General features: G+C 36.6%; 23 protein-coding genes. 6 read left to right on the plus strand and 17 right to left on the minus strand.

Annotated elements, in window-relative coordinates:
• From FFS26_RS05930 to FFS26_RS22750, 3 genes are read right to left on the minus strand one after another with little or no spacing between them, the layout of a single operon-like run.
• Nucleotides 1–420 carry a SufE family protein gene (locus FFS26_RS05930; RefSeq protein ID WP_137904536.1) on the minus strand — a complete coding sequence of 140 codons (420 nt, stop codon included), beginning with the start codon at nucleotides 418–420 and terminating at the stop codon, nucleotides 1–3.
• A 44-nt stretch (nucleotides 421–464) separates the two neighbouring features.
• Nucleotides 465–1,562 (minus strand): glycosyltransferase, encoded by a 1,098-nt coding sequence (locus FFS26_RS05935; RefSeq protein ID WP_110008988.1) that lies wholly within the window; start codon nucleotides 1,560–1,562, stop codon nucleotides 465–467.
• Nucleotides 1,562–1,786 (minus strand): uroporphyrinogen decarboxylase, encoded by a 225-nt coding sequence (locus FFS26_RS22750; RefSeq protein WP_110008987.1) that lies wholly within the window; start codon nucleotides 1,784–1,786, stop codon nucleotides 1,562–1,564. Before FFS26_RS22750 ends, FFS26_RS05935 begins: the two co-directional genes overlap by 1 nt.
• Before the next feature lie 150 nt (nucleotides 1,787–1,936).
• On the opposite strand from FFS26_RS22750, the gene FFS26_RS05945 reads away from it, so the two are divergent.
• Nucleotides 1,937–4,471 (plus strand): ATP-dependent Clp protease ATP-binding subunit, encoded by a 2,535-nt coding sequence (locus tag FFS26_RS05945; RefSeq protein WP_110009144.1) that lies wholly within the window; start codon nucleotides 1,937–1,939, stop codon nucleotides 4,469–4,471.
• Between the two features lie 142 nt (nucleotides 4,472–4,613).
• On the opposite strand, the gene FFS26_RS05950 is transcribed toward FFS26_RS05945, so the two are convergent.
• Nucleotides 4,614–5,141 carry a hypothetical protein gene (locus tag FFS26_RS05950; protein ID WP_110009143.1) on the minus strand — a complete coding sequence of 176 codons (528 nt, stop codon included), beginning with the start codon at nucleotides 5,139–5,141 and terminating at the stop codon, nucleotides 4,614–4,616.
• Between the two features lie 190 nt (nucleotides 5,142–5,331).
• On the opposite strand from FFS26_RS05950, the gene mnmA reads away from it, so the two are divergent.
• Both mnmA and FFS26_RS05960 read left to right on the plus strand, forming a co-directional pair.
• Nucleotides 5,332–6,519: a tRNA 2-thiouridine(34) synthase MnmA gene (gene mnmA, locus FFS26_RS05955; protein WP_110008986.1), complete on the plus strand. Its 1,188-nt coding sequence runs from the start codon at nucleotides 5,332–5,334 to the stop codon at nucleotides 6,517–6,519.
• Nucleotides 6,520–6,645: 126 nt separating this feature from the next.
• Nucleotides 6,646–6,855 carry a hypothetical protein gene (locus FFS26_RS05960; protein ID WP_062672875.1) on the plus strand — a complete coding sequence of 70 codons (210 nt, stop codon included), beginning with the start codon at nucleotides 6,646–6,648 and terminating at the stop codon, nucleotides 6,853–6,855.
• Between the two features lie 63 nt (nucleotides 6,856–6,918).
• Here FFS26_RS05960 and FFS26_RS05965 read toward each other — a convergent pair whose 3' ends face one another.
• Nucleotides 6,919–7,269, minus strand: coding sequence for a hypothetical protein (locus FFS26_RS05965; protein ID WP_137904537.1), 351 nt, complete (start codon nucleotides 7,267–7,269; stop codon nucleotides 6,919–6,921).
• A gap of 14 nt (nucleotides 7,270–7,283) precedes the next feature.
• Nucleotides 7,284–8,021, minus strand: a complete 738-nt coding sequence (locus tag FFS26_RS05970) for a glycine-rich domain-containing protein (RefSeq protein WP_137904538.1) — start codon at nucleotides 8,019–8,021, stop codon at nucleotides 7,284–7,286.
• Between the two features lie 114 nt (nucleotides 8,022–8,135).
• Here FFS26_RS05970 and FFS26_RS05975 point away from each other — a divergent pair, with 114 nt between their 5' ends.
• Together FFS26_RS05975 and FFS26_RS05980 are read left to right on the plus strand one after the other, a co-directional pair.
• Complete coding sequence (locus FFS26_RS05975) at nucleotides 8,136–9,032, plus strand: hypothetical protein (protein WP_137904539.1); 897 nt, start codon at nucleotides 8,136–8,138, stop codon at nucleotides 9,030–9,032.
• A gap of 206 nt (nucleotides 9,033–9,238) precedes the next feature.
• Entirely contained in the window at nucleotides 9,239–10,468 is a 1,230-nt protein-coding gene (locus tag FFS26_RS05980; RefSeq protein ID WP_137904540.1) for a DUF6051 family protein, read from the plus strand.
• An 87-nt stretch (nucleotides 10,469–10,555) separates the two neighbouring features.
• Here the strand turns inward: FFS26_RS05980 and FFS26_RS05985 are convergent, their stop codons facing one another.
• From FFS26_RS05985 to FFS26_RS06030, 10 genes are all read right to left on the minus strand, one after another.
• Nucleotides 10,556–11,299: a LytR/AlgR family response regulator transcription factor gene (locus tag FFS26_RS05985; RefSeq protein ID WP_082798753.1), complete on the minus strand. Its 744-nt coding sequence runs from the start codon at nucleotides 11,297–11,299 to the stop codon at nucleotides 10,556–10,558.
• Nucleotides 11,300–11,359: 60 nt separating this feature from the next.
• Entirely contained in the window at nucleotides 11,360–11,635 is a 276-nt protein-coding gene (locus FFS26_RS05990) for a 2TM domain-containing protein (protein WP_137904541.1), read from the minus strand.
• 26 nt (nucleotides 11,636–11,661) lie between these two features.
• Nucleotides 11,662–11,958, minus strand: a complete 297-nt coding sequence (locus FFS26_RS05995; RefSeq protein ID WP_110008979.1) for a 2TM domain-containing protein — start codon at nucleotides 11,956–11,958, stop codon at nucleotides 11,662–11,664.
• Nucleotides 11,959–12,082: 124 nt separating this feature from the next.
• The gene (locus FFS26_RS06000; RefSeq protein WP_110008978.1) at nucleotides 12,083–12,652 is read right to left on the minus strand and encodes a methyltransferase family protein; all 570 of its coding nucleotides are present in this window, start codon (nucleotides 12,650–12,652) and stop codon (nucleotides 12,083–12,085) included.
• 33 nt (nucleotides 12,653–12,685) lie between these two features.
• Nucleotides 12,686–12,991: a 2TM domain-containing protein gene (locus FFS26_RS06005; RefSeq protein WP_110008977.1), complete on the minus strand. Its 306-nt coding sequence runs from the start codon at nucleotides 12,989–12,991 to the stop codon at nucleotides 12,686–12,688.
• A 4-nt stretch (nucleotides 12,992–12,995) separates the two neighbouring features.
• On the minus strand, nucleotides 12,996–14,309 hold the full coding sequence (locus tag FFS26_RS06010) for a 2TM domain-containing protein (protein WP_110008976.1): 1,314 nt from the start codon (nucleotides 14,307–14,309) through the stop codon (nucleotides 12,996–12,998).
• Between the two features lie 139 nt (nucleotides 14,310–14,448).
• Nucleotides 14,449–15,108, minus strand: a complete 660-nt coding sequence (locus FFS26_RS06015; protein WP_137904542.1) for a hypothetical protein — start codon at nucleotides 15,106–15,108, stop codon at nucleotides 14,449–14,451.
• A gap of 49 nt (nucleotides 15,109–15,157) precedes the next feature.
• On the minus strand, nucleotides 15,158–17,404 hold the full coding sequence (locus FFS26_RS06020; RefSeq protein ID WP_137904543.1) for a TonB-dependent receptor: 2,247 nt from the start codon (nucleotides 17,402–17,404) through the stop codon (nucleotides 15,158–15,160).
• Between the two features lie 93 nt (nucleotides 17,405–17,497).
• Entirely contained in the window at nucleotides 17,498–18,400 is a 903-nt protein-coding gene (locus tag FFS26_RS06025) for a GyrI-like domain-containing protein (protein WP_110008973.1), read from the minus strand.
• 91 nt (nucleotides 18,401–18,491) lie between these two features.
• Nucleotides 18,492–19,139 (minus strand): 4'-phosphopantetheinyl transferase family protein, encoded by a 648-nt coding sequence (locus FFS26_RS06030; protein ID WP_137904544.1) that lies wholly within the window; start codon nucleotides 19,137–19,139, stop codon nucleotides 18,492–18,494.
• A gap of 236 nt (nucleotides 19,140–19,375) precedes the next feature.
• Between FFS26_RS06030 and FFS26_RS06035 the strand changes: the two genes are divergently transcribed.
• Entirely contained in the window at nucleotides 19,376–19,879 is a 504-nt protein-coding gene (locus tag FFS26_RS06035) for a superoxide dismutase family protein (protein WP_062672846.1), read from the plus strand.
• 55 nt (nucleotides 19,880–19,934) lie between these two features.
• On the opposite strand, the gene FFS26_RS06040 is transcribed toward FFS26_RS06035, so the two are convergent.
• A complete protein-coding gene (locus FFS26_RS06040; protein ID WP_110008971.1) occupies nucleotides 19,935–22,064 on the minus strand; it encodes a carboxy terminal-processing peptidase in 2,130 nt (709 codons plus the stop codon).
• Nucleotides 22,065–22,192: the final 128 nt, after the last annotated feature.

Raw genomic sequence — 22,192 nt, forward strand, 5'->3', positions numbered from 1 at the left:
TTATGATTTCAGTTGATAAGCAACTGCATAAAACTTGATCTGCTTGGTCATCGCCATCAATCCGTTGGCTCTGGAAGGTGAAAGAAATTCCTGTAGTCCTATTTCTGCAATAAAATCAAAATCAGAATCCAGGATTTCCTGAGTGGAATGCCCACTATAAATACTTACTAAAAGAGAAACGATACCTTTGGGTAAAATACCATCAGAATCAGCATTAAAGAAAAGTTTCCCATCTTTGAATTCAGCATCAATCCAAACTTTGCTCTGACAGCCTTTAATCAGATTTTCTTCTGTTTTCTTATCTTCCGGTAAGCCTTTCAGTTCTTTTCCAAGATCAATGATGTACTCATACTTTTGCTCCCAATCGTCAAGAAAAGCGAATTCGTCTATTATTTCCTGCTGTTTTTCTTTAATGGTCATTTTAAATCAAATTTCTTTTGCAAAGATAACCAATTTTGTAAAATTTATTTACGTGACGCTTTTTCAAAAAGCTGAAGAATTTTCGTCTCTTCATTCTCCCAGCAAAATACGTCTGCTGCCTTATTTAATTCGCTCTGATAATACTGTCTTCCATTCTGAAGAACAAGATTAATTGCTTTTTCAATGGTTTCAGGCCGGTGATCCGGAATAATTTCTCCTACATCAAACTGATTTTTTATCCTTTGCATTTCCGGGAAATTAATCATGACCAGTGGCACTCTCGACTGGATATAATCGCAAACTTTATTAGGAAGTGAATAATAGTAGCTTACTCCGTTATTTTCTTCGAGACTGAATCCTGCGTCAGCGGTTTTTGTTATTTCCCTGAGATTTTCCGGTTTCAGCTTACCCAGGAAAAATACTTTATCCTGAAGTTTCTCCTGAATCACAAGTTCTTCGTATTCTTTTTTCTTCGGGCCGTCGCCTGCAATTTTCAGAACAGCATCTTTAATATGATGCATGGCCACAATCATTCTTTCAATTCCCCTCGACTGATTAATCGCTCCCTGATACAGAATGATCTTTGGATGATTTTCAGGAATTTCCGGTGCAAAAAGAATTTTTCTGGGAATATTTCTGACCACAACCGGATTGACATTATATTGTTCATGGAACCATTCCGCATAGCTTTCACTTTCTGTCATCATCAGTTCCATATGGGGAACCAGCTTTCTTTCCAGCACTCTCCAGAATTTCTGAGAAAACCTGTTTTGAACCGATGGCATTTCCGTGAAAATTTCATGGCTGTCAAACACCAAAGGGATGTTCAGTTTTCTGGCAATGAGATAATTTGGCAGAAGTGCATCAATGTCATTGGCATGGAGAATCGTATCTTTGTCCGCTTTTTTCTTCAGTTCTTTGTATAATTTCCAGTTGAATTCAAAATAAGCGGTCTTCAGGCTTTTAGACTTCAATCCTATTCTGGAAAAGGGATAAGGACGTTCCATTTTTTCATTTCCTTCCCAATCGTTACCAATCAGATCTATGGAATACCCGTTATCAAAAAGGGTTTTGCACACCTTCTCTATCCGTTGGTCAGTATACAGATTACTAAAAGCAGAAGTAATAATTTTTTTCCTCATCAATCTTTCTTGTCTAGTATTAAATAATAGATTTGAATGAAACAAATAAGCCCGTTTGGTATGATAACCGGCCAAAGCATTCCATTAAAGATACCATAAATGACAAAACAAATACAGCCAATCATGTTAACCACTCTGATTTTTTTTACATCTTTCAGTATGAAACTCAATACGATAAAAAGAGAAGCAGAATAGCCAATGTAAGTGGTAAGTTCAGGATTCATGGGGAAAATTTAAGGTTACAAACTTAATCATTTTCAATAAGATAATAAATTTTTTTCTGCCATAAAGTCATTAATTGATTTTTGGTAAAATATTTGTAATTTAGATAATGAATAAAAGGTAATGTTGCCTTTGTTCTAATGAGATATATTATGGATTATAAGTTTTCACAAGGTTTGAGCCAGGTGTTCAAACAAAGCAAAAGCGAAGCTAAGAGGCTGAAAAGTGAATTTCTTAATACAGAACATCTACTTTTAGGTATTATAAAAACGGAAAACTCTGCAAAAGAAATCCTTCAAAACCTTAATGCGGATTTAACACAAATCAGAAGAAAAATTGAAACTCTAAATACAGCAAGTCTTAATCCTATTTCTGAGGAGGTTACCAATATTTCTTTCACTAAGATGGCAGATCATGCGATCAAACGTGCAGAGTTAGAATGCCGACAGTATAAAAGCAATGAAATTAATACCGTTCACCTGCTTTTAGGTATTCTTTATAAATATGAGGACCCTACTTCAAATATTCTGGGAGCTTATGACATCGACTACGAAGGAGTTTCAAGAGAGTACCAGACTATGCTTAAAAATTCAGGCCAGTCTCCACAGATGAGTGCTTACGATGATGATGATGAAAGAGAGGAATTTGAGCAAATGAGAAAACCTGCAGGAAATCTAGGTTCTGCAAAAAGTAAAACCCCTACATTGGACAACTTTGGTAGAGACCTTACTTCTTTGGCCAGAGACGGAAAACTGGACCCTGTAATCGGGCGTGAAAAAGAAATCGAGAGAGTTTCTCAGATCTTATCGCGTAGAAAGAAGAACAACCCGCTTCTTATCGGGGAGCCGGGAGTTGGTAAATCTGCCATCGCTGAAGGTTTAGCATTAAGAATTCAACAGAAAAAAGTGTCCAGAGTTCTTTACGGAAAACGTGTGATCACTTTAGACCTGGCAAGTTTAGTTGCCGGAACTAAGTACCGTGGTCAGTTTGAGGAAAGAATGAAGGCCATCATGACGGAACTGGAGAAAAACAGAGATGTCATCTTATTTATTGATGAGCTTCATACCATTGTAGGAGCTGGAAGTTCTACGGGAAGTTTAGATGCTTCCAATATGTTCAAACCGGCTTTGGCAAGAGGTGAAATTCAATGCATCGGAGCAACTACTCTGGATGAATACCGTCAGTACATTGAAAAAGACGGAGCGTTAGAAAGAAGATTCCAGAAAGTAATGGTGGAACCAACTTCTATTGATGAAACCATTCAGATTCTGAACCAGATCAAAGATAAGTATGAAGAGCATCACAATGTCATTTATACACCTGAAGCGATTGCGGCGTGTGTCAATTTGACATCAAGATATATAACAGACCGTTTCTTACCGGACAAAGCAATTGACGCAATGGACGAAGCCGGATCCCGTGTTTATATCAAAAACATGAAAGTTCCTACTGAAATTATTGATTTTGAAAAGAAAATCGAAGATATCAAAGAACTGAAACAGAAAGCGGTAAAAGCTCAGGACTATCTTGAAGCAAGAAAACTGAAAGATGAAGAGGAACGTCTTCAGATGGAACTGAATTCGGCTCAGGAAAAATGGGATAAGGATGTAAAAGAGAAAAAAGAAACCGTAACAGAAGAAAATGTAGCGGAAGTAGTTTCTATGATGAGCGGAGTTCCTGTAACGAAAGTTGGTAAGAACGAGCTTGATAAATTGGCCCAAATGGATGAGAAGCTTAACGGAAAAGTAATCGGCCAGGAAGATGCTGTGAAGAAAGTAGTGAAAGCTATTCAGAGAAACAGAGCTGGTCTTAAAGATCCTAACCGCCCTATCGGTACCTTTATTTTCCTTGGAACAACCGGGGTTGGTAAAACCGAATTGGCGAAGGTAATGGCCAGAGAGCTTTTTGAATCCGATGAATCTCTGATCAGAATTGACATGAGTGAATACATGGAGAAATTCGCGGTTTCGAGATTGGTTGGTGCGCCTCCGGGATACGTTGGATACGAAGAAGGTGGTCAGCTGACAGAAGCGGTAAGAAGAAAGCCTTACGCAGTAGTTCTTTTGGATGAGATTGAAAAAGCTCACCCTGATGTATTCAATATTCTGTTGCAGATTTTGGATGAAGGACACGTTACAGACAGCTTAGGAAGAAAAATTGATTTTAGAAATACCATCATTATTCTGACTTCAAATATCGGAACAAGAGATCTTAAAGATTTCGGAGACGGTGTAGGATTCGGAACTTCTGCGAAGAAAACCACTTCAGACTCAAGAGCGAGAAGTACCATTGAAAATGCCCTTAAAAAAGCATTTGCACCGGAATTCTTAAACAGAATTGATGATATTGTGATCTTCAACTCTCTTGTACAGGATGATATCAAGAAAATCATTGATATTGAACTGAATAAGCTTTATGGCAGACTTGAAAAATTAGGATATAAAGTGGATCTTACTGAAGAAGCAAAAGACTTTATTTCTGAAAAAGGATGGGATAAAGATTTCGGAGCAAGACCACTGAAACGTGCAATTCAGAAATATATTGAGGACTTATTGGCAGAAATGCTGGTAAACAAGCAATTGAGCGAAGGAGAAACCGTAATTCTTGATCTTAATGAAGCAAAAGACGGACTGATCGGGAAAACACAGAAAGCTAAGAAATCGGCTGAAAAGTCTTCTCAATCTTAATTAAATAAATAATTTAATTTCAAATAGAAAATCCCCGGGAAGTTTCCCGGGGATTTTTGTTTTGTAAGCTTTGGCTGAAGCCGGATGAATTTTGTTTTCTGACTAAACGGGCTAAAGCCCGTTCCTCTTGATAAATGAACCCTTAAAGTCCCACCACAAAACCAATAGTCGGAATCAGACCGCTGGAAAATACACTGGAATTCTGTTTCCAAAGCACATTGTACATTAAACCCAGCTGCATGAAGGAATTATTCCCGATTCGCTGCATATATCCTCCTCCAAGGTATAATGCATTCTCTTCCGTGTTATATTTATAATCGTAATATTTATCTTTGTAATCAACAAAATAATGCTGATAGTTGGCTCCCACGTAAAATGATCTGGCAAAATAATAGTTGACAAAAGGACCTACTCCAAACATAGTAGATTTATAGTAATCAGAAGTCTGCCACGACACACTTCCTACCACACCGCCTTCAAAATCATCTGTAAACCTGTAACCTACTCTTGGTGATGCGGACAGATTAAAAGCGCTGTTACTTCCAAATCCTAATCCAATGCCTCCTCCGAAAGTCCATTTGCTGTTTTCCTGTACCGGCGTACCTACTGAAATTTGGGAAAATGCTGATCCTGAGCTGATCAGCATCATAGAAATAATAAACTTTTTCATATATACTATTTTTGTTTTTAAAGCTATGTTCTCGTCTGTTTCCGTTTGCAGAGAAACTGATAAAAAGGGAATCAATATGCTATCGTTTTTATCAATGTTTAAAATTATGGTTTTTTTACGAATTTTTTAATTGTATTTTTGCCACATCAAACTAAGAACTCCCGTTAAGAGTTTCGTAAAATTGAATACAATGAAAGTAGTAGTAGGCCTCTCCGGAGGTGTAGATTCTAGTGTTACAGCGTATTTGCTGCAGCAGCAAGGCCATGACGTAGTGGCTTTATTTATGAGAAACTGGAACGATGCTTCCGTAACATTAGAAGATGAATGTCCCTGGATTGAGGACAGTAATGATGCCCTTATGGTAGCACAAAAGCTTGGAATTCCTTTTCAGGTGATAGACATGAGTGAACTTTACAAGGAGCGTATCGTTGACTATATGTTTGCCGAATATGAAAAAGGCAGAACTCCCAACCCTGATGTATTGTGTAACAGAGAAGTAAAATTCGATGTGTTTATGAAGACCGCAATGTCTTTAGGTGCCGATAAGGTAGCAACAGGACATTATGCAAGGGTAAATTCTACTTTTGATGAAAACGGTAAAGAAATTTTCCACCTTCTGGCCGGAAAAGACAATAATAAGGATCAGTCTTACTTCCTTTGCCAGCTAAGCCAGGATCAGCTTTCAAAAGCGTTATTCCCAATTGGAGAACTTACAAAGCCTCAGGTAAGAGAAATTGCAAAAGAAATCGGACTGGTAACGGCAGATAAAAAAGATTCTCAGGGATTATGTTTTATCGGAAAAGTAAGCCTTCCCCAGTTTTTACAACAGCAATTGAAACCTAATGAAGGGGAAATCGTAGAAATTTTCAAAGATTCTCCTCTATTTTCGGAAGAAAAACCTGAATTCTCATCCAAAGAAGAAGAACTTGAATTTTTATCAAGAAAAATCCATTATAAAAAATCTGACGGAAAGGTAATCGGAAAACATCAGGGTGCCCAGTTTTTCACGATCGGACAAAGTAAAGGCCTTGGTATAGGCGGACACAAAGAAAGCTGTTTTATCATTTCCAGAGATATGGAAAACAACATTCTTTTCGTAGGAGAAGGAAGCCATTTCCCGGGACTTCATAAAAAAGCTCTGAAAATTGATAATTCTGAACTGCACTGGGTACGTGAAGATTTGAGACTTCAGAACGGAGGATCTATGGAAGTAATGGCCAGATTCAGGTACAGACAGCCTTTGCAGAAAGCAACCCTGTATCAGTTTGAAAATGCTTTTTATATTGAATTTGATGAACTTCAGTCTGCTATTGCTGAGGGACAGTTTGCATCATGGTATATTGATGAGGAGCTGATCGGCAGTGGTGTTATTTCATAAGAGTTTCGGGGTACGGGATTCGGTCATTGAGATTGTTTTTTTAAAGAAAATATTTTTTTGAAATTTTTCTGTAACGTTTTTTAAGTTATCATACTTACTGAGTAAATAACAATAAAAAATACTACTATGAAAACATCTACAAAAAACCAGTATGCTTATGTAAACAATATTCTGATTGCGGTTGTATCCTCTATTTTCGGTTATAATCTTTATCAGGCCATTGTACATCCGGAAAACTCCAATATCGCGATCAGTCTTATTTTGGTAGTCCTGACTTCCGTTATGGTTCGGAAATATGGCTATCAGCCCGCAAAAGAAGAAAAGAAAGATATTTAATATCAACAGTACATGATAAAGCCCGGAACATTTTTGTTTCGGGTTTGTTTTTAATAACAAGTTTTACTTTATCTTTTCATTGATATGACCTGAGATAAAAACCAATGTAACAATACATTCTGCGATTAATATCATAACAAGAAATCCAACAGGTTTTCCCAATATGACACCTCTGATCAGCTTGATAATTCCCAACAAGAAAATACATCCTGCGAAATAAAATGTCGTTCCCGAAATGGTTTCTTTCAAAGAATTCAGCATAAAAAACGAAGCGTAAAATCCTAGAACCAGAATGACATAGAACTTCAAAAAGTCAGGTCCTTTAAGAATAATCGGATTAAATGTCTGATGGACTGCCATAAGCCATATAAAGCCTATCAAAACCGGAACTGAATGAATGATGAGTTTTTTCATAATGATGAGTTTTATTATCCTCCACAGCCTCCACATCCACCGCAACCACCGCAGCCTCCTCCACAACCACCTCCTCCGCTGCAGCTTGATCCACCACAACTTCCTCCGTCATTATTTTGTTTATCTTTTCTGTTAGGGTCAGAAACCTCCTGATCTCCTATGATTGAAACGATAGTTCCCAGAATAAAAATAATCCCGAATACAACTCCAGTAACCATTAACCCTGAAAAGTTATCTCCTTCTGTACACGAAAATAAAAGCAATAACACCAATATGGGAGCAAAGAAGGCCATTTTTCTAATCCATGATTGCAATGTTGACTTTTTCTTACGCTCTCTCCAGATTTCTTCGGGTGCTTCCTGCCGGAATATGGTCTGATAACTGTCTAATGTATCTTCAAACCAGTTCTGATGTCTTTCTTTTTCCGCAGAACCTCCTTTGGATGGATGATGATGAAGTGGTCTTTTTAAAATATGAGGACAGAATTCCTCCCAATAATTCTGCGTATAAATCAGATGCATATGCCAAACCTTGTCAACGATGTTACTGGGAGAAGCTCCATGAGGAAGAACACAGCAGAGATACACGAACTTTTTGTATTCTTCAATTGCTTTTCTTGCGAAATCCAGACTCCAGCGTTCTTCTTTTGCGAGTTTTTTTGAGAAAGGGAACTCGACACCGGGAGCATCCAGAGAAAATTCCTGTATTCTGTTCCAAAGGGACTCATCTTGTAATAGCATTTTTGTTTCCATTGTTTTGATTTTTGTTTTTCTACTCAAATATCCATGGATTATACAATATAAAAGTCTTTCAAAAATCTTTTTTAGTTTGATAAAAATCTTAAATTAGTCTTATAAATAAACACCATGAAAAAGGAAGATATCCTGCATCTTGAAAAGCTTATGAATTTCTTAAGCCGGCAATTTTTAAAGAAAAACCATTGGGAAGATGTGACCAAAACCGAATGGTCTTATATAAGCGCAGAACTGAACGACCTGATTATTAACGATCATTCTGAAAAACAGATCAAAAAAGAGCCAGATCTTCTGGGAACGAATTATCTGTATGAACATCTGATCATCAATAAACTGAAAAAATTTAAACAGAATGAAAATGCTGCTTTAAGCAGACCCAGCCTTGCCAAACTGAGTTTAATTGTCAAAGTTTTGGGTTATTCCAATTATATAGATTTCATCAATTCAAATACGGAGGCATTCAATTTTAATGATTTGAGGATCGATATGAATAATGCCGATATGAATACGGCACTTTTAGACCGTTTAATAGGCTGCTGGTATTCTTATAACAGAAATCTACCCGATAATCCTTTGATGTCAAAAGAAGAGCGTATATGGCGCTCTGCGATGGAAATTTACAAGTCTGAAACCACCGGAGAATATTTTATTGAAAGAAGCGGCGGTGATCATCACAAATACTTTGGAAAAGTAACCGCCTATTCTGATTATGTTTTCATCATCATGAACAGCAATACTTTTATTCGTCAGAGACATTTCATTTCAAGGATAAAGGATATTAAAGAAAAACTTAAGAACCCAGACTATAAACTCCACGAAATCCACTTTATAAGCACCTGCATTAGCTTCAATCAGGAGCCGATTGCTTTGTTTGAAATCTTCAGAAAAGCGGACAGAAAAAACTTCATTTCTGATTCCATCAGTTTTCCCATTGACAGTGACGAAATACCTGAATCAATTGTCAAACAACTTGAAGACACCGAATCTAACAGAATAGATTACAGATAGTTTAAAAAAAAATTATCGGACAAAAAAATAATTCAACAATAAACATCATCATCAATCTCTATATCATGGCCCCGGAATAAGACTATTTCGGGGTTTATTGTATTTCTCTTATGCCTGGAATATATTTAACCCTTAAAAATCAATTCATTACCGCAATAATTCTCTAACTTGATGGTTCTAAATATGAACCCCTCAATCGTCTTGCTATGGAATATTATGAATTGTATGAAGTTTTGAAAAATCATTTTGATTCCGGAAAAGACAGGGCTGAACTAAAGGAACTGAATGTAAGCATTGAATCAATTCCTTTTGAATCCAAGGTTTGTGACCTGCTTTACGGCTCAGAAAATCAGCATTGCAACAAACATCAGCAAACCCTCGAAATCAACAAAAATGCTTATCTCTTGTACGACCAACCCGCTGTAGATATCAAAGATTTTGATATTGAATGCAATAAAAGATTTGAATATCATATCCTGAAGCGGGCAGATATAGAAACAGCCGAAGGAGCTTTGTTTTTCTTCCATGGATTGAATGAAAAGAAATGGGATAAATACCTGCCATGGGCCTATGAACTGGCTCAAAGAACACAAAAGGCCATCATTTTATTTCCTATTGCATTTCATATGGATCGTGCAGAACCTATCTGGAGTGACCGTCATCATATGATGGAAGTGGTTAGTTTCAGGAAAAAAAAGTATCCGGAAAATATGAATTATTCCTATGTAAATGCAGCCATAAGTTCCAGACTGGAAGCGCATCCTCAAAGAATTTTCTGGTCCGGCCTCCAGACCTATTCTGATATCACAGAAGTGGTAAAAGACATTAAAAAGGGTAAAATCAAGGGTATTTCTCCAACAGCAAATCTGGATTTATTTGGCTATTCTATAGGATCATTTCTTGCTTTAATTATCAAAATGGCAGATCCTCATCATTATTTTACCCGATCAAAAGTATTTTGTTTTTGTGGAGGAATGACGATCGACAGGATGTTTCCTATATCCAAATATATAATGGATACTCAGGCAACAGTTAAAATGCAGTCTGTTTTTACGGAATTGCTGAGCTCTGATTTTAAGTCAGATTCACGTCTGAAACATTATCAGAATGAAGTATTGCATCCACAGGAAAGCTGGTTCAAGAAAATGCTCCGCTACAATTATTTCCAGAAGGAAAGAGAGGAAAGAATTCAGGAAATCCAATCTCAGATCAAGGCTTATGTATTGGAGAAAGACAGTGTTGCTCCTCCGATAGAAGCACTCAATACGCTGCAGGGAGGCTACAGGAACATCAATGTAGCTATTGAAATTAAAGATTTCCCGTTTGAATATTCCCATATGGTTCCGTTTCCGCTTACCCACAAGCATTCAAAAGAAGTTACGGAAGCATTTCACCAATTTGTACAATCCGCCAGTGATTTCTATAATGCCTGCTGATCAATCTTTCAGGGATAAAATAGAGAAAGAAACAGTTTAAAAATAAATAGTATAAGATCCATGGTGTTTGTTTTTGTTTAATTTTTATCAACTGACCAGCCAGTCTTTAAAATCTTTCACACGGTCTCTGCTGACCGTTATTTCTTCTTCAGGCTGAAACTCAAGGTCCACTTTATAGTAAGGCGAAGTATGGATGTTTTTGATATAATCCGAACTGATAATAAACTGTCTGTTCACCCGGAAAAACTTTTTCTCATCGAGTACATCTTCCAGCTCATCAAGTGTAAAATCTGATGGATAGGTACGGTCTTCCGTCTGAAGATAAACGATTTTATTCTCACTGAAAAAGCAACTTATTTCCTGAGTCTGAATAATCTTAAGGTTGTATCCTATTTTTACCAGAACTCTGGAAAGGGTAGATTTTTCTTTTCTTATCAGCTGTTTGATATCCTGAGAACCATTGGTATCGCTGGCAGGAATGAAGGATTTAAATTTCTCCACTGCTCCTTCCAGATCTTCATCAAGAATAGGTTTCAAAAGATAATCAATACTGTTCAGCTTAAAGGCTTTCAGGGTATATTGGTCAAATGCTGTTGTATAGATAATGAAACCTTTGGTAGGTGCTTTTTCGAAGATATCAAAAGATAGTCCGTCACCCAAAACAATATCTGAAAAGATCAGCTGCGGATGTTCGTTTTCAGAAAACCAGGCAACACCTTCTTCCACTGATTCTATTTTGGCAACGATCTCTATTTCAGGAAAGTTATTCAGCATTCTCTCCAACTTCCTTGAAGCAGGTTTTTCATCTTCTATAATGACAGTTTTGATCATTGAGTTTAAGTTTTGGTTGTCAGATTTTAGGAAATAAAGTTATATAAAAGTGGACAGATTTTAATAATTTATCGTTTTTTTCTCTTTTCTGAGTTCTTTTTCAATCATGTCCTTTTCCCATTCGGAATCAAAGAGAAATAGTTTTGCAGCTTTTACCAGAATAATAAATCCCCAGATTCCAAGGATGGTATATCGGTCAAACCAATGAAAGCTAATCATCTCTTCGCCAAAAATATCATCAGGAATGATCAGAACGGCAAATAAGGCAAATATAAAAAGGCTTTTATAGAATTTTCTGATATTGTTGGTTCTTGTGTGGGCAGTATCGTAATCCATGATATTATAAGTTTTTAAGTTATTGTTTAAAGTGTTTTTATTTTCTGTTTTTCATCCTTCTCCATCAGTTCTCTGATTTTTCTTTCTTCCCAGCTTTTACCAATTCCGAATACGCTTATGGCATGAAATGCAATTCCTACTCCCCATCCCAGTGCAGGCCATAAAAACCATAAATATCCGTGAGCAGTTACAATGTTCAGTATTGCTAAAAAAGGAATAATGATACAGTACGAGGTAAGGTTTCCATAAAATTCTTTCAGGTCTTTCACTCTTCTTGAAGCTTTTCTGTAAGCAATTGTTTCTTTGTCAGGTAAAATTTCCATAATGTTTTGTTTTTAAAGGTTGATTTGTTTTTTCTTGAGTCAAAGGTAGCTCAGGAAAGTGCCACGAATCAATTTTATGTGACCGAATGGTAGTTTATGCTATCCGAACCGTAAAAACCTGTCATTAATAGATAAACGGGATTAATTTCTTCGTGCTTTTTCTATATTCAATATACTCATCTCCAAACTGTTCTATCAGAGTCTGTTCTTCAATCTTTATCCTATAGGCAAAGGCTAAAAACGGAGGTACAAAAGCAAAAATCAATGACAACCAGTTATTTAAATACAAACCAAGGCCAAGAGAAGTCAGCAAGGAAAAAGCATAGGAAGGATGTCTCAGGTATTTATAAAACCCTTCTTTTTTGATTTTATGATCCTGTCTGATGGTAACATCTACCGTAAAATATTTCCCCAAAGATCTGATGATCACATACCTGACAATAATCCCAATAAGAATGAAAAGTTCACCCAGGTAAAGAATCCAGACACCATCAGCCATCGGAAAATGAGAATTATAAGACATGAATATTGCGCTAACAATGGAAAAAGGAATCGCCAGCCATAAGATGTTCAGTGTGGATTTATCCTTGTTCTTTTGGTCTTCTTTACCAGATTTCAACATGTTTTTGTAAAGGAATTCCGTGAGAAACCAGGCGGCCATTGAAATGTAGAACAGCGTTGATAAGGTATTCATTGTAAAGAATTTTTTTAGATTAAAATTTCCTTTTTAGTGATCTTTCTGTTTATCCATCAGTTCCTTGATCTTCTTATCTTCCCATTTCCTGATAAAATTAAGTTGCGGCAGAAAAACGGTCACCGCATGAGCTGCAAGCCCTATTCCCCAGAAAGTTGCCGTAAAAAAATTTTTAAACTGAAAATAGCTTTCACCAGGCTTCAGGTGCATATAATTATAGACAACGATCAGAGCATTCACTGCGATATAAGCGAATACATGTCCGTAAAATCCACGCAGTCTTTCTACCTGCCTTCTTGCCCGTTGATATTCAATATCGTTTTCGTCAAATCTTCCCATGGTTCTATTTTTTTTGTTTGTTCATAATTTCACGAATCTTCTTTTCCTGCCATGATTCTCCTACTCCAAACACCTGAAATGCATGAGAAGCAACACCTATTCCCCATCCCAGTACGGGAAACCAGAACCAGTGATTTCTGCTGCTTGTAAAAAGATTGATAAAGATTAAAAAGGCGCTTACGGTACAGTAAGAAATAAGGTTCATGTAAAAGCTCTTAATCTCTTTTACTCTTTTTTGTGCCCGTTGGTAAGCTGCAGAATCATCTTCAGGTTTTGATATGGAAACTTGTGGTTTAGCCACGAGCATTGGAAGTTTTACTTTAAAATGATCTTCAGATTTTTCGATGAAGACATTTCGCTCTGTAATAAGGGAATAACGCTGTACAATATTGGCTAGACCAATTCCTGAGCTTTCTTTGATCTGTTCTCTTACCTGAAGATTATTTTCAATGCAGAGCGTATTTCCGTCTGAAAAAATTCTGATGACCAAAGGTTTTGATGAAGTTGCAAAATTGTGTTTGATACAATTTTCCAGCAAGAGCTGCAAAGCCAGTGGAACTACATATTTTTGATAATCATCTTTAGCGACATCAAAAGTAAAGTCTACACTGTCTTCAAACCTTGTTTTTAAAAGTTCGCAATAAGTTCTGGCAAATTCTATTTCATCTTCCACCGTTACCAGCTCTTTATCTTTTTGTTCAAGTACATACCGGTAAATCTTTGACATTGAAGCGGTAAACTTTTGTGCCTGTCGCGGATTTTCATCAATCAGAGAGCTTAAAACATTCAGAGAATTGAAAAGGAAATGCGGATCCAGCTGGTTTTTTAAACTTTCAAACTGGGCATTGGCGGATTTGGCGATCAGCTTCTGTTCCACCACTTCTTTTTTGGAAGTCTTTTTCAGTTCTTCCATAAAACCTTTCGCATGCAGGAAAGCAGAAATCAACAACGCAATATTGATGGTAAACCAATTAAGGAAATTATATTTCCCAAGGAAAAACTCTTCTGTAGTAGCCGCTTTTTGAATAAGTACAAAATTGACATAATTGCAAAAATAAACCAGCACAAAATTGGTTACGATAATTGAAATAATACTGATAACCGCTCTTTTCGTTGTAGCTTCCGACCATGGAATTTTTTTATTCAGAAAACTGTTCAGCATTCCGTTTCCTCCTCCCAATACAAAAGAATAAATAAAAGAGATAAGCAGGGTATATAAAAAGTTTTCAAGATTCTTCTCTTCTGTAAAGACAAAAAAGAAAAACATGGAGACTGCAAGCGATACCCAGAATAGTACAATAAAGTTTTTCCGTTTCATGATCTGTTTTCTTGACTCAAAATTAGTTTTTATTAAAGGTATCAAAAATTAATTGTTACCGAAGGGCTGATTTTTCGTTCTGAACGGTACAAAAAAACCTTCACTTGTGAAGGTTGATTGATTTGAAATATAGAGAAAACTACTTTGCTTTTTCTGCCGGTAAGCTTAGGAAATAATCGGCTTCTCCTCTTCCCCAGTTAGGATCTAAAGCTGTTTTAGGCTTATATGTTGTAAATTTTGCCTGAGCATCTTTAAATAGTTCCAATCCTTTGGTTTTGCTTCCTCCGTACTGTTCGGGAGTAAAATAGACATCTTCTGCTTTGATCAATGCAATTCTTGGGTTTGAAGGATCTAATTTTTCTGCAATATTAAGTTCCTCAGCAGCTCTTGCCCCGTCTGTCATATAACGTTGTGCAGGATTCACCATCATTCTCAGGGAATAAGACATTTTTTTCAACAGATGAATTTCCGCATTATCTGCTCCTGCAAGATTCTGGGCCAATGAAAGACTTTTCTCTGCCTGATCTGCAATACCATCCAGTTCCTGCATTTTTCCGTCCCTCATCAGGGTTCTTCCTTTTTGGATATAAGAAAATGCTGCATAGTAAGCAGGTAACCACTTTGAGCTTTCCTTACTTCCTATTCTCTGGAAATCATTTGCAAGAGCCTGGAAATCTTCCGGGGTTTTACAGGTTTCAATTTTCGCAATTTTTTCAGACATTATTTTGTCGTAATCTGCCTGTGCAAAGGCCGTTAAGCTCACCAAAGCTAAAGCAAAACTTAAAAGGTATTTTTTCATGATATTAAATTTTAAAAGTTAGTTTATTGTGTGTTCTAAGATATGTTTTTTATAAATTATTATTGATAGCATCATCTGTTTTATCTACTCCAAAACTTATAAATGCTCCTATGAATACAAAAGTATTGACTGGCGGAACAATAGCAGAGCTTCTGGAGCCATTGGCTGAAAAATTATAGCCATATACATTCTTTGATCCTAAAATATTGCTGATGCTCAATACAAATACAGGAAAGGCTTTCGCATCTTTTTTACCGATATTCGGAAGATAATTGACACTGAAATTCAATGCGTTGTAATCCTTAAGTGTTCCTTCATTCCGGATAAAATTTACAACTTTTCCATCTTTAAATGTGGAGGCAATGTCATAATAAGGCCGTCCTTTTGCGTAAGTATATGATAAATTAACCCCAAGCTTCCATTCAGGAATAAATCTTTTTGCGACTGCTGAAAGGGTATGTTCTGCTGCAAAACTCGGCTGCAGGCTTACCGGATAATTCAGGAAATCTCTTTTTGAATCCAGATAAGAGTAGCTGATCCAGTAATCGATATTTTCAAATGTCTTTTTATTATCTCTCCAGAAAAACTCCAGTCCTTTTGCATATCCGTAGCCATCATTGTTTAAAGCAGTCTGAATCTGCTGATTTTGCTCTTTGTTCTGGGTAATATTGAACGTCTTAATCAGTTGGTCATATTTCTTGTAAAATGCCTCAAAACGTAAAGTTCTGCCTTCTGAAGCCCTCTGAACCTGGAAAATATAATGCTGTGATTTCTGAAAACCAAGATTGGCAGGTCCATTGATGTATTTACTTTCAGGATTCTGATAAAAAGTCCCGTACGCTAACGAAGTGGTCCAGTCTTTTGCAAGGCGGTAGGCAATCGCAAAACGAGGCGCAATATTATCCTTTCCTAAAAATGAAGAATGTTCTGCTCTCACCCCTATTTTCGCTGATAAAGCATTGCTGAAGCCAAGATCAGTTTCTACAAAAGCAGAGGAGATCAAATCTTTATAATGTTTCCGTACCGCTTCAAAATTCAGATTTTCATCGGTATTATTCAGTTCAATTCCTCCTCTTACGGCACTGATTCTGTTTATTTTTCTTTCAAGAACTGCTTTGAAGTTCAGATAGTTTCCATCGGTAAGAAGCTGGCTTCTGTTGGATTCAATATCATTGGTTTCTGTAGAAAAATGAAGATCCGATCTGTTGTAGGAATAAGAACCGCCCATATTAAGCAGATATTTTCCGAATTTTTGTTTAAAAGAAAGGTTGTGAAATGTATTTTTACCGTTAAGCTTTACGAGACTGAAATCGGATCCAGGTTCAAGGCTTTCCGACTTTACACCCATTTTATTGGAATTGAACATTCCGTAATATTTGAAAAAGCCTCCTGATTTTGTTTTAAATCTGAAATTCAGATCTCCGTTGAGACCTTGCGGAGCTTCAACAAAATCTGTATTAAAATTAAAGACTTTCTGCATCAGGCTTAGCAGAGAATATCCTGCTGTAGCTCCGTAAGAATAGTTTTTATTATCTCCTAACTTCTGAAATCCGGCATTCAGGAAAATGGGTGAAATCCCGAAATTATAGGAAGTTTCATCCGGAAGATCCACACTTTCCAGCATTAAAGCTCCCGAAAGGGCCTGGCCGTACAACGCCGAATAACCACCACTTGAGAAGATATTTCCTTTAAAAAGCGAAGTATTGAACTGATCTCTTCCCGCAATTCCCGGAACTGAATTGGAAAAATAATTATTGATAAGACTTCCGTCCATAAAGATTTTAGACTCGGTTCCTGTTCCTCCACGGATGAACAAACCTTCCGTTCCTCCTACTTTTTGAACTCCAGGAAGATAAGTTAATGCCGAAGAAATCTGTCCGTCTGCTCCTGCTGTAGTATAAATATCAATGGGAGTGAGTAATGCTGTTGCTCTTTTCTTATCGCTGGCTTCAATAGATCCTGCAGAAACCACCACTGCATCAATCTCACTGATCTGTTCTTTAAGATCAATATTCAAAGAAATATCCTGACTTTCAATAGAAACTGATCTTTCTACATTTTCATATTTCGGGTGGGTAAAAGTAATTGTATGAGCTCCTTTTTCTGAAGTTTCAAAGGTAAAATTACCCTGGGCATCTGTTGTAGCCCCATCATAGGTGTCTTTCAGCGTTACATTTACTTCGGCGACTCCTTTGTTTTTGAAGGATACTTTCCCCGATATTTTCACCTGGGAATATCCCATAATGGAAGTGAGAAGAAGAATCAGAAACAGTATGTTTTGTCCTTGTGTTTTCATTTTTATTGTTTTCTGGAATCAAAAATAGCATGAGAAATGCCTTTCTGTAAAAAATATATTACTGAAAGGCATTCTTTTGCTCCCGAATGGTAATTAATGAACCGGAATGCAAAAATCCACGATCATTTTTCCTTCCGGATGTTCTTTAAAATTGGAGTGATAGATTTCATAAGGGAAGATTCTTCTCATGGTGTAATTGTTTTCATTCATCCATAAGAACAAAGAAACCCAACATTGTTCAAAATCATCCAATGTCACCTCTCCGCTTCCTACAATGTACTTTCCGCCCTCTAATGTTTCTGGAAAGACTTCCCCGTCCTGCTGAGTCAGTTTCTCATCCAAAAGCATACAGGCATGAATCCTTACCTTATCGAGAGGTGTTATTTTGCAGCTGTCGTGATAAACAGAAATCATTTTAAGATTTTGCCGCGGAAACAGGTTTTTCTTTTTTGCCCAGTCTATAAGGATATTAAAAGAAGGTTCTACATTGGCCATTCCAAGGCTCATTACGGATGCCAGATTCATTTCCGGCATTTCTTTTACTTCGATTTTTAAATTCATTTTAGTCCAGTTTAACAGATTTTCAATATTGCAAATGTATTGGCTGAAAACCGTATCAACTTGTCCGTTTTTGCTTTGTATTTGTAAAATCCTATGAAATTTTTCCGGTGCTGATCTGCGAAATTCTGTGGGCACGAGACCGTAATATTTTTTGAATGTTTTGCAGAAAACAGAATGATTGGAAAACCCAAGATCCCAATAGATCTCCTTAATCTCCATATTTCTATGTACCGCTAAATGGAGAGCACTTTTCTCTATTTTCTTTCTGATAATATAATTCTGAAGGGTTTCTCCCGTAACCAGCTTAAATATTCTGTGAAAATGATACGGAGAATAGGCGCTTACCTCTGAAACTTTTTCCAGAGAAAGATCTGCATCAATATGGTTATCAATATATTGAATTGTTTTTACAATCCGTTTTTTATACTCTTCCACTTCAAAATTATTAGTTTACAAAGATATTTTTCCGGAATGAAAGTCTGTTGTCTTTTATTGCTATTGTCTGGAGGTCATTACGCTTTTTTTGTCACGAGATCTCCTCTTCAAATCTTTTAAATAAAAGAACATCTTCTTTAATTCTCCGATCTGAAGATGCAATATAACCCTGATAATCTTCATGAATAAAAATTTCTCTGGTAAAGAACTTTTCTTCTTCAATCCTGCATTCGTTATTGACCACTTCAAAAGAATCCAGCGGAAGCATCATCCCTGCTCCATGAGCCTTTATTACAGCTTCCTTTCTTGCCCAATAAGTGAAGAATTCTTTCGTTTTATCCTCAGCATCATGAATTTTCTGAAGCTCTTTGGCCGTCATCTGAAATATAAAATCCTGATAATTGATCTTCGGATCTCTGAATTCAACATCTATTCCCAAAGGATATTCTGCAATAGCACAGACCGCAAGCTCTTTGGAATGCGATATATTAAAATGAATATGATGGTCTTTTAAGTAAGGCTTTTTATTGGGAAGAACTCCTGTTTTTACATCAGAAATATTATAATATGTTTTTAGACCATATTGTAAAAGCACCTTTCCCAGTAAAGAAATCTGCACATCCTGCCATCTTCTGTATCGCAGGATATTCTGATTAACCTCCTGAGAAAAAGCAGGCAGGTATCGGTCTAAACGTGACTGATGTTTTTCTTCACTAATGAATGTATACAGAATAATCATTTTCTTTTCTTTCTCCAAGGATCAGATTATACACTGCTTCCCAGCTACTAAAATAAGCTTTTTTTACTTCGTTTTAAATCAGTAAGTCTCAGGCTAAGTTTCGGAATTTAAGGTCACAACAGCCTGTATTAAAGCAATCATTTAAACTAAGTTTTTCAAAAAAGAGTGAGATCATAAAGCCTTTTGGAAAATCTTTTTTAAATTTATCGTAAAATCACTATAAATCATTTAAAAAAATGAAAGTACAAACATTAGCATTATTGGCGGGATTTGCAGTTTTTGCCGTTTCATGCGGAACCACAAAAACATACTCTGTAAATGCCAAAAGCGGAACACAGACAGGGGGAACAGCGAAGTTTACTCAAAATGGAAATGAAGTAACCATGAAGCTGGATATTACCAACCTTACTCCTGGAATCCATGCGGTACACATTCATGAAAAAGGAGACTGCTCAGCTGCAGACGGAACTTCTACTGGCGGCCACTGGAATCCTTCAAAGAATGATCATGGTAAATGGGGTGCTGAACATTTCCATATGGGAGATATAGGAAACCTGGTTGCTGATCAGAACGGAACAGCAACATTGACTTTCAAGACAGACAAATGGTGTCTGGGCTGTACAGATGAGTCTAAAAACATCATTGGAAAAGGTCTTATTGTACATGCCGCTGCAGATGATTTCCATACTCAGCCTACCGGAAATGCAGGAGGAAGAGTGGGATGTGTAGAAATTAAGTAATCTACTTTATTCAATAAAAAAACCGCTAATCTTTTTGATTAGCGGTTTTTTATGTTTAGGATTTAGCTCCCATATCTGATACAATATTCATTGCTTCCTGCAGGTAAAGATCTTTTTTCAGATTCTTGATCCACATTTCAGATTTTTTCTTGAAAGCTTCGTCTTTTTTCTCTCTTTCAATTTCACTTGGATACATGATAAACTGAAGGCCGTTCTCAAATTTCGTCAAAGCTTTGAACTTTTCAATCTGAGATTTTCTGTTCTTCATCAGCTCGTTAAACTTCGTAATATTCAAAGTGATATTTTCTTCTTTATCCAGTTTTTCCCTCCATTGAGCGGATTCTAATAACAACTGATAATTGCTGTTTTTAGCCATTCTGTCTGCACTCGCTTTTTCCAGCGCCTGAATGTTGAAATAGTTCAGTTTCTGGAATTTTGTAGGTGAAATTTTGTCCCAGGCCAATGCATAATCATCATATCGCTCTCCTACTTCAGCATAAGTAAAGAAATCCTTCATCTGAATATCAGAAACGATACCTTTTCTCTGGGTAGATTCTCCTGTTATTCTATAGAATTTCTGGATCGTCAGCTTTAAAGATCCGAAATCATCTTCTGTGTTCAGGAATCTGTTCAGATCCACAAAAGTCTGAACGGTACCTTTTCCGAAAGACTGCGGAGATCCGATGATCATTGCTCTTCCATAATCCTGCATTACACCTGCAAGGATTTCTGAAGCGGAAGCGGAAAGTTCATTTTGCATAATGACAAGCGGACCAGTCCAGATAGGAGCTTCGTTTTTATTTTTAAGCGTCTGTATTTTTCCATTTCCATCTTTCACCTGAACATAAGGCCCGGCTTCCATGAAAAGTCCCATAATATCGCCTACTTCAGTTAAAGAACCTCCGCCATTATTTCTAAGGTCAAGAATAATTCCTTCAATATTCTGGGCTTTAAGCTTAATAATCTCATTTTTGATGTCATCAGAAGCATTTCTTCCTTTGGCATTTTCAAAGTCAGCATTAAAACTTGGAAGGTTGATGAAACCGTATTTTTTACCGTTTGGAGCATTTACAACAATACTTCTTGCAAATGTATCTTCGATAGCAACCTCTTCACGGATCATCGTTACATCTTTAATGGTACCGTCTTTTTTCTGAACAGTTAAGGTTACCGGAGTTCCTTTTTCACCTCTGATCAAACGTACTGCTTCATCAGAAAGCATTCCCACTACATTTACAGCATCTTCTTTCGGCTTTGATCTTACTTTCAGGATTTTATCTCCTTCTGAAAGCTGTTTCGACTTCCATGCCGGTGCTCCAATAGTAAGCGCTCCTAAGTAAAGATTTCCTTTTTTCTCCTGGATCAAAGCCCCGATACCGATAACTTTTCCGGTAAACTGGGTATCAAAGTCTTCTTTATCTTTTGGAGAATAGTAGTTGGTGTGCGGATCAAATACTTCTGTATAAGCATTCATATACACGGTAAACCAATCCATTTTCTTTCTCTTTTTGAATCTCGTGAAAGTATCTTTTACCAGATCTTTTACTTCATCAGTCGCTTTTTTGATCTTCTCGTCCTGAGTAAGTGGCTTAAATTTGATCGTATCTTTCAGTTTGTATTTCTGAACAGAGTCTTTCTTTTCTTTCTGAGCTTCTTCTTTGCTGTTCATCGACTCAACTTCCTGAAGGATGTTGTATTTGATGAATTTTTTCCACTCATTATACTGTTCCTGTTTGTTGGCAGGTACTTTTTTTAATTTGGGCTCAAGAGTAAGCGTTTCATCTTCCTGAAGATTGATGGGCTTGCTGAAGATATCCTGTGTGATTTTATCAATCTCATCTACTCTCTGGTATAGCCTGTCAATCGTAAGCTTATAGAATGTAAGATCACCTTGTCCGATATAGTCATCAAGCTTGGTTTCATGCTTGCTGAATTCATCCATATCAGATTGAAGAAAATATCTTTTTGCCGGATCTACCAATTCGAAATAATGCTTATAAACGTCCTTCGAATAGGCATCATTGATAGTTTTCGGGCTATAATGCAGATAAGAAAGTGTGTTTTTTACGCTCACCATTATCGTCTGCATCTTTTCATCGTCATTCTGTGGCGAGTTGAAACAAAACATTAGACTGGTTAATGGAATAAGGAGTAAAAATTTATTCAGTTTGAAATTTTTCCACATAAACTGTCTTTATTTATTAATTTTTTTAAAATAAGTATAATAATTAGTAGCAGTAAGTTTGGTACTGTTACAAATGATCAAATTTAATACCTTATTTACAAATATCGACAGTTTTGACGATTTTTATT

The sequence above is a fragment of the Chryseobacterium sp. 2VB genome (assembly GCF_005503635.1).
Taxonomy (GTDB): Bacteria; Bacteroidota; Bacteroidia; order Flavobacteriales; family Weeksellaceae; genus Chryseobacterium; species Chryseobacterium cupriresistens.

Excerpts from the sequence above, each read along its gene's own strand:
- FFS26_RS05930 (WP_137904536.1), bottom strand. The coding sequence starts at position 420 with ATGACCATTAAAGAAAAACAGCAGGAAATAATAGACGAATTCGCTTTT.
- FFS26_RS05935 (WP_110008988.1), bottom strand. The coding sequence starts at position 1,562 with ATGAGGAAAAAAATTATTACTTCTGCTTTTAGTAATCTGTATACTGAC.
- FFS26_RS22750 (WP_110008987.1), bottom strand. The coding sequence starts at position 1,786 with ATGAATCCTGAACTTACCACTTACATTGGCTATTCTGCTTCTCTTTTT.
- FFS26_RS05945 (WP_110009144.1), top strand. The coding sequence starts at position 1,937 with ATGGATTATAAGTTTTCACAAGGTTTGAGCCAGGTGTTCAAACAAAGC.
- FFS26_RS05950 (WP_110009143.1), bottom strand. The coding sequence starts at position 5,141 with ATGAAAAAGTTTATTATTTCTATGATGCTGATCAGCTCAGGATCAGCA.
- mnmA (WP_110008986.1), top strand. The coding sequence starts at position 5,332 with ATGAAAGTAGTAGTAGGCCTCTCCGGAGGTGTAGATTCTAGTGTTACA.
- FFS26_RS05960 (WP_062672875.1), top strand. The coding sequence starts at position 6,646 with ATGAAAACATCTACAAAAAACCAGTATGCTTATGTAAACAATATTCTG.
- FFS26_RS05965 (WP_137904537.1), bottom strand. The coding sequence starts at position 7,269 with ATGAAAAAACTCATCATTCATTCAGTTCCGGTTTTGATAGGCTTTATA.
- FFS26_RS05970 (WP_137904538.1), bottom strand. The coding sequence starts at position 8,021 with ATGGAAACAAAAATGCTATTACAAGATGAGTCCCTTTGGAACAGAATA.
- FFS26_RS05975 (WP_137904539.1), top strand. The coding sequence starts at position 8,136 with ATGAAAAAGGAAGATATCCTGCATCTTGAAAAGCTTATGAATTTCTTA.
- FFS26_RS05980 (WP_137904540.1), top strand. The coding sequence starts at position 9,239 with ATGGAATATTATGAATTGTATGAAGTTTTGAAAAATCATTTTGATTCC.
- FFS26_RS05985 (WP_082798753.1), bottom strand. The coding sequence starts at position 11,299 with ATGATCAAAACTGTCATTATAGAAGATGAAAAACCTGCTTCAAGGAAG.
- FFS26_RS05990 (WP_137904541.1), bottom strand. The coding sequence starts at position 11,635 with ATGGATTACGATACTGCCCACACAAGAACCAACAATATCAGAAAATTC.
- FFS26_RS05995 (WP_110008979.1), bottom strand. The coding sequence starts at position 11,958 with ATGGAAATTTTACCTGACAAAGAAACAATTGCTTACAGAAAAGCTTCA.
- FFS26_RS06000 (WP_110008978.1), bottom strand. The coding sequence starts at position 12,652 with ATGAATACCTTATCAACGCTGTTCTACATTTCAATGGCCGCCTGGTTT.
- FFS26_RS06005 (WP_110008977.1), bottom strand. The coding sequence starts at position 12,991 with ATGGGAAGATTTGACGAAAACGATATTGAATATCAACGGGCAAGAAGG.
- FFS26_RS06010 (WP_110008976.1), bottom strand. The coding sequence starts at position 14,309 with ATGAAACGGAAAAACTTTATTGTACTATTCTGGGTATCGCTTGCAGTC.
- FFS26_RS06015 (WP_137904542.1), bottom strand. The coding sequence starts at position 15,108 with ATGAAAAAATACCTTTTAAGTTTTGCTTTAGCTTTGGTGAGCTTAACG.
- FFS26_RS06020 (WP_137904543.1), bottom strand. The coding sequence starts at position 17,404 with ATGAAAACACAAGGACAAAACATACTGTTTCTGATTCTTCTTCTCACT.
- FFS26_RS06030 (WP_137904544.1), bottom strand. The coding sequence starts at position 19,139 with ATGATTATTCTGTATACATTCATTAGTGAAGAAAAACATCAGTCACGT.
- FFS26_RS06035 (WP_062672846.1), top strand. The coding sequence starts at position 19,376 with ATGAAAGTACAAACATTAGCATTATTGGCGGGATTTGCAGTTTTTGCC.
- FFS26_RS06040 (WP_110008971.1), bottom strand. The coding sequence starts at position 22,064 with ATGTGGAAAAATTTCAAACTGAATAAATTTTTACTCCTTATTCCATTA.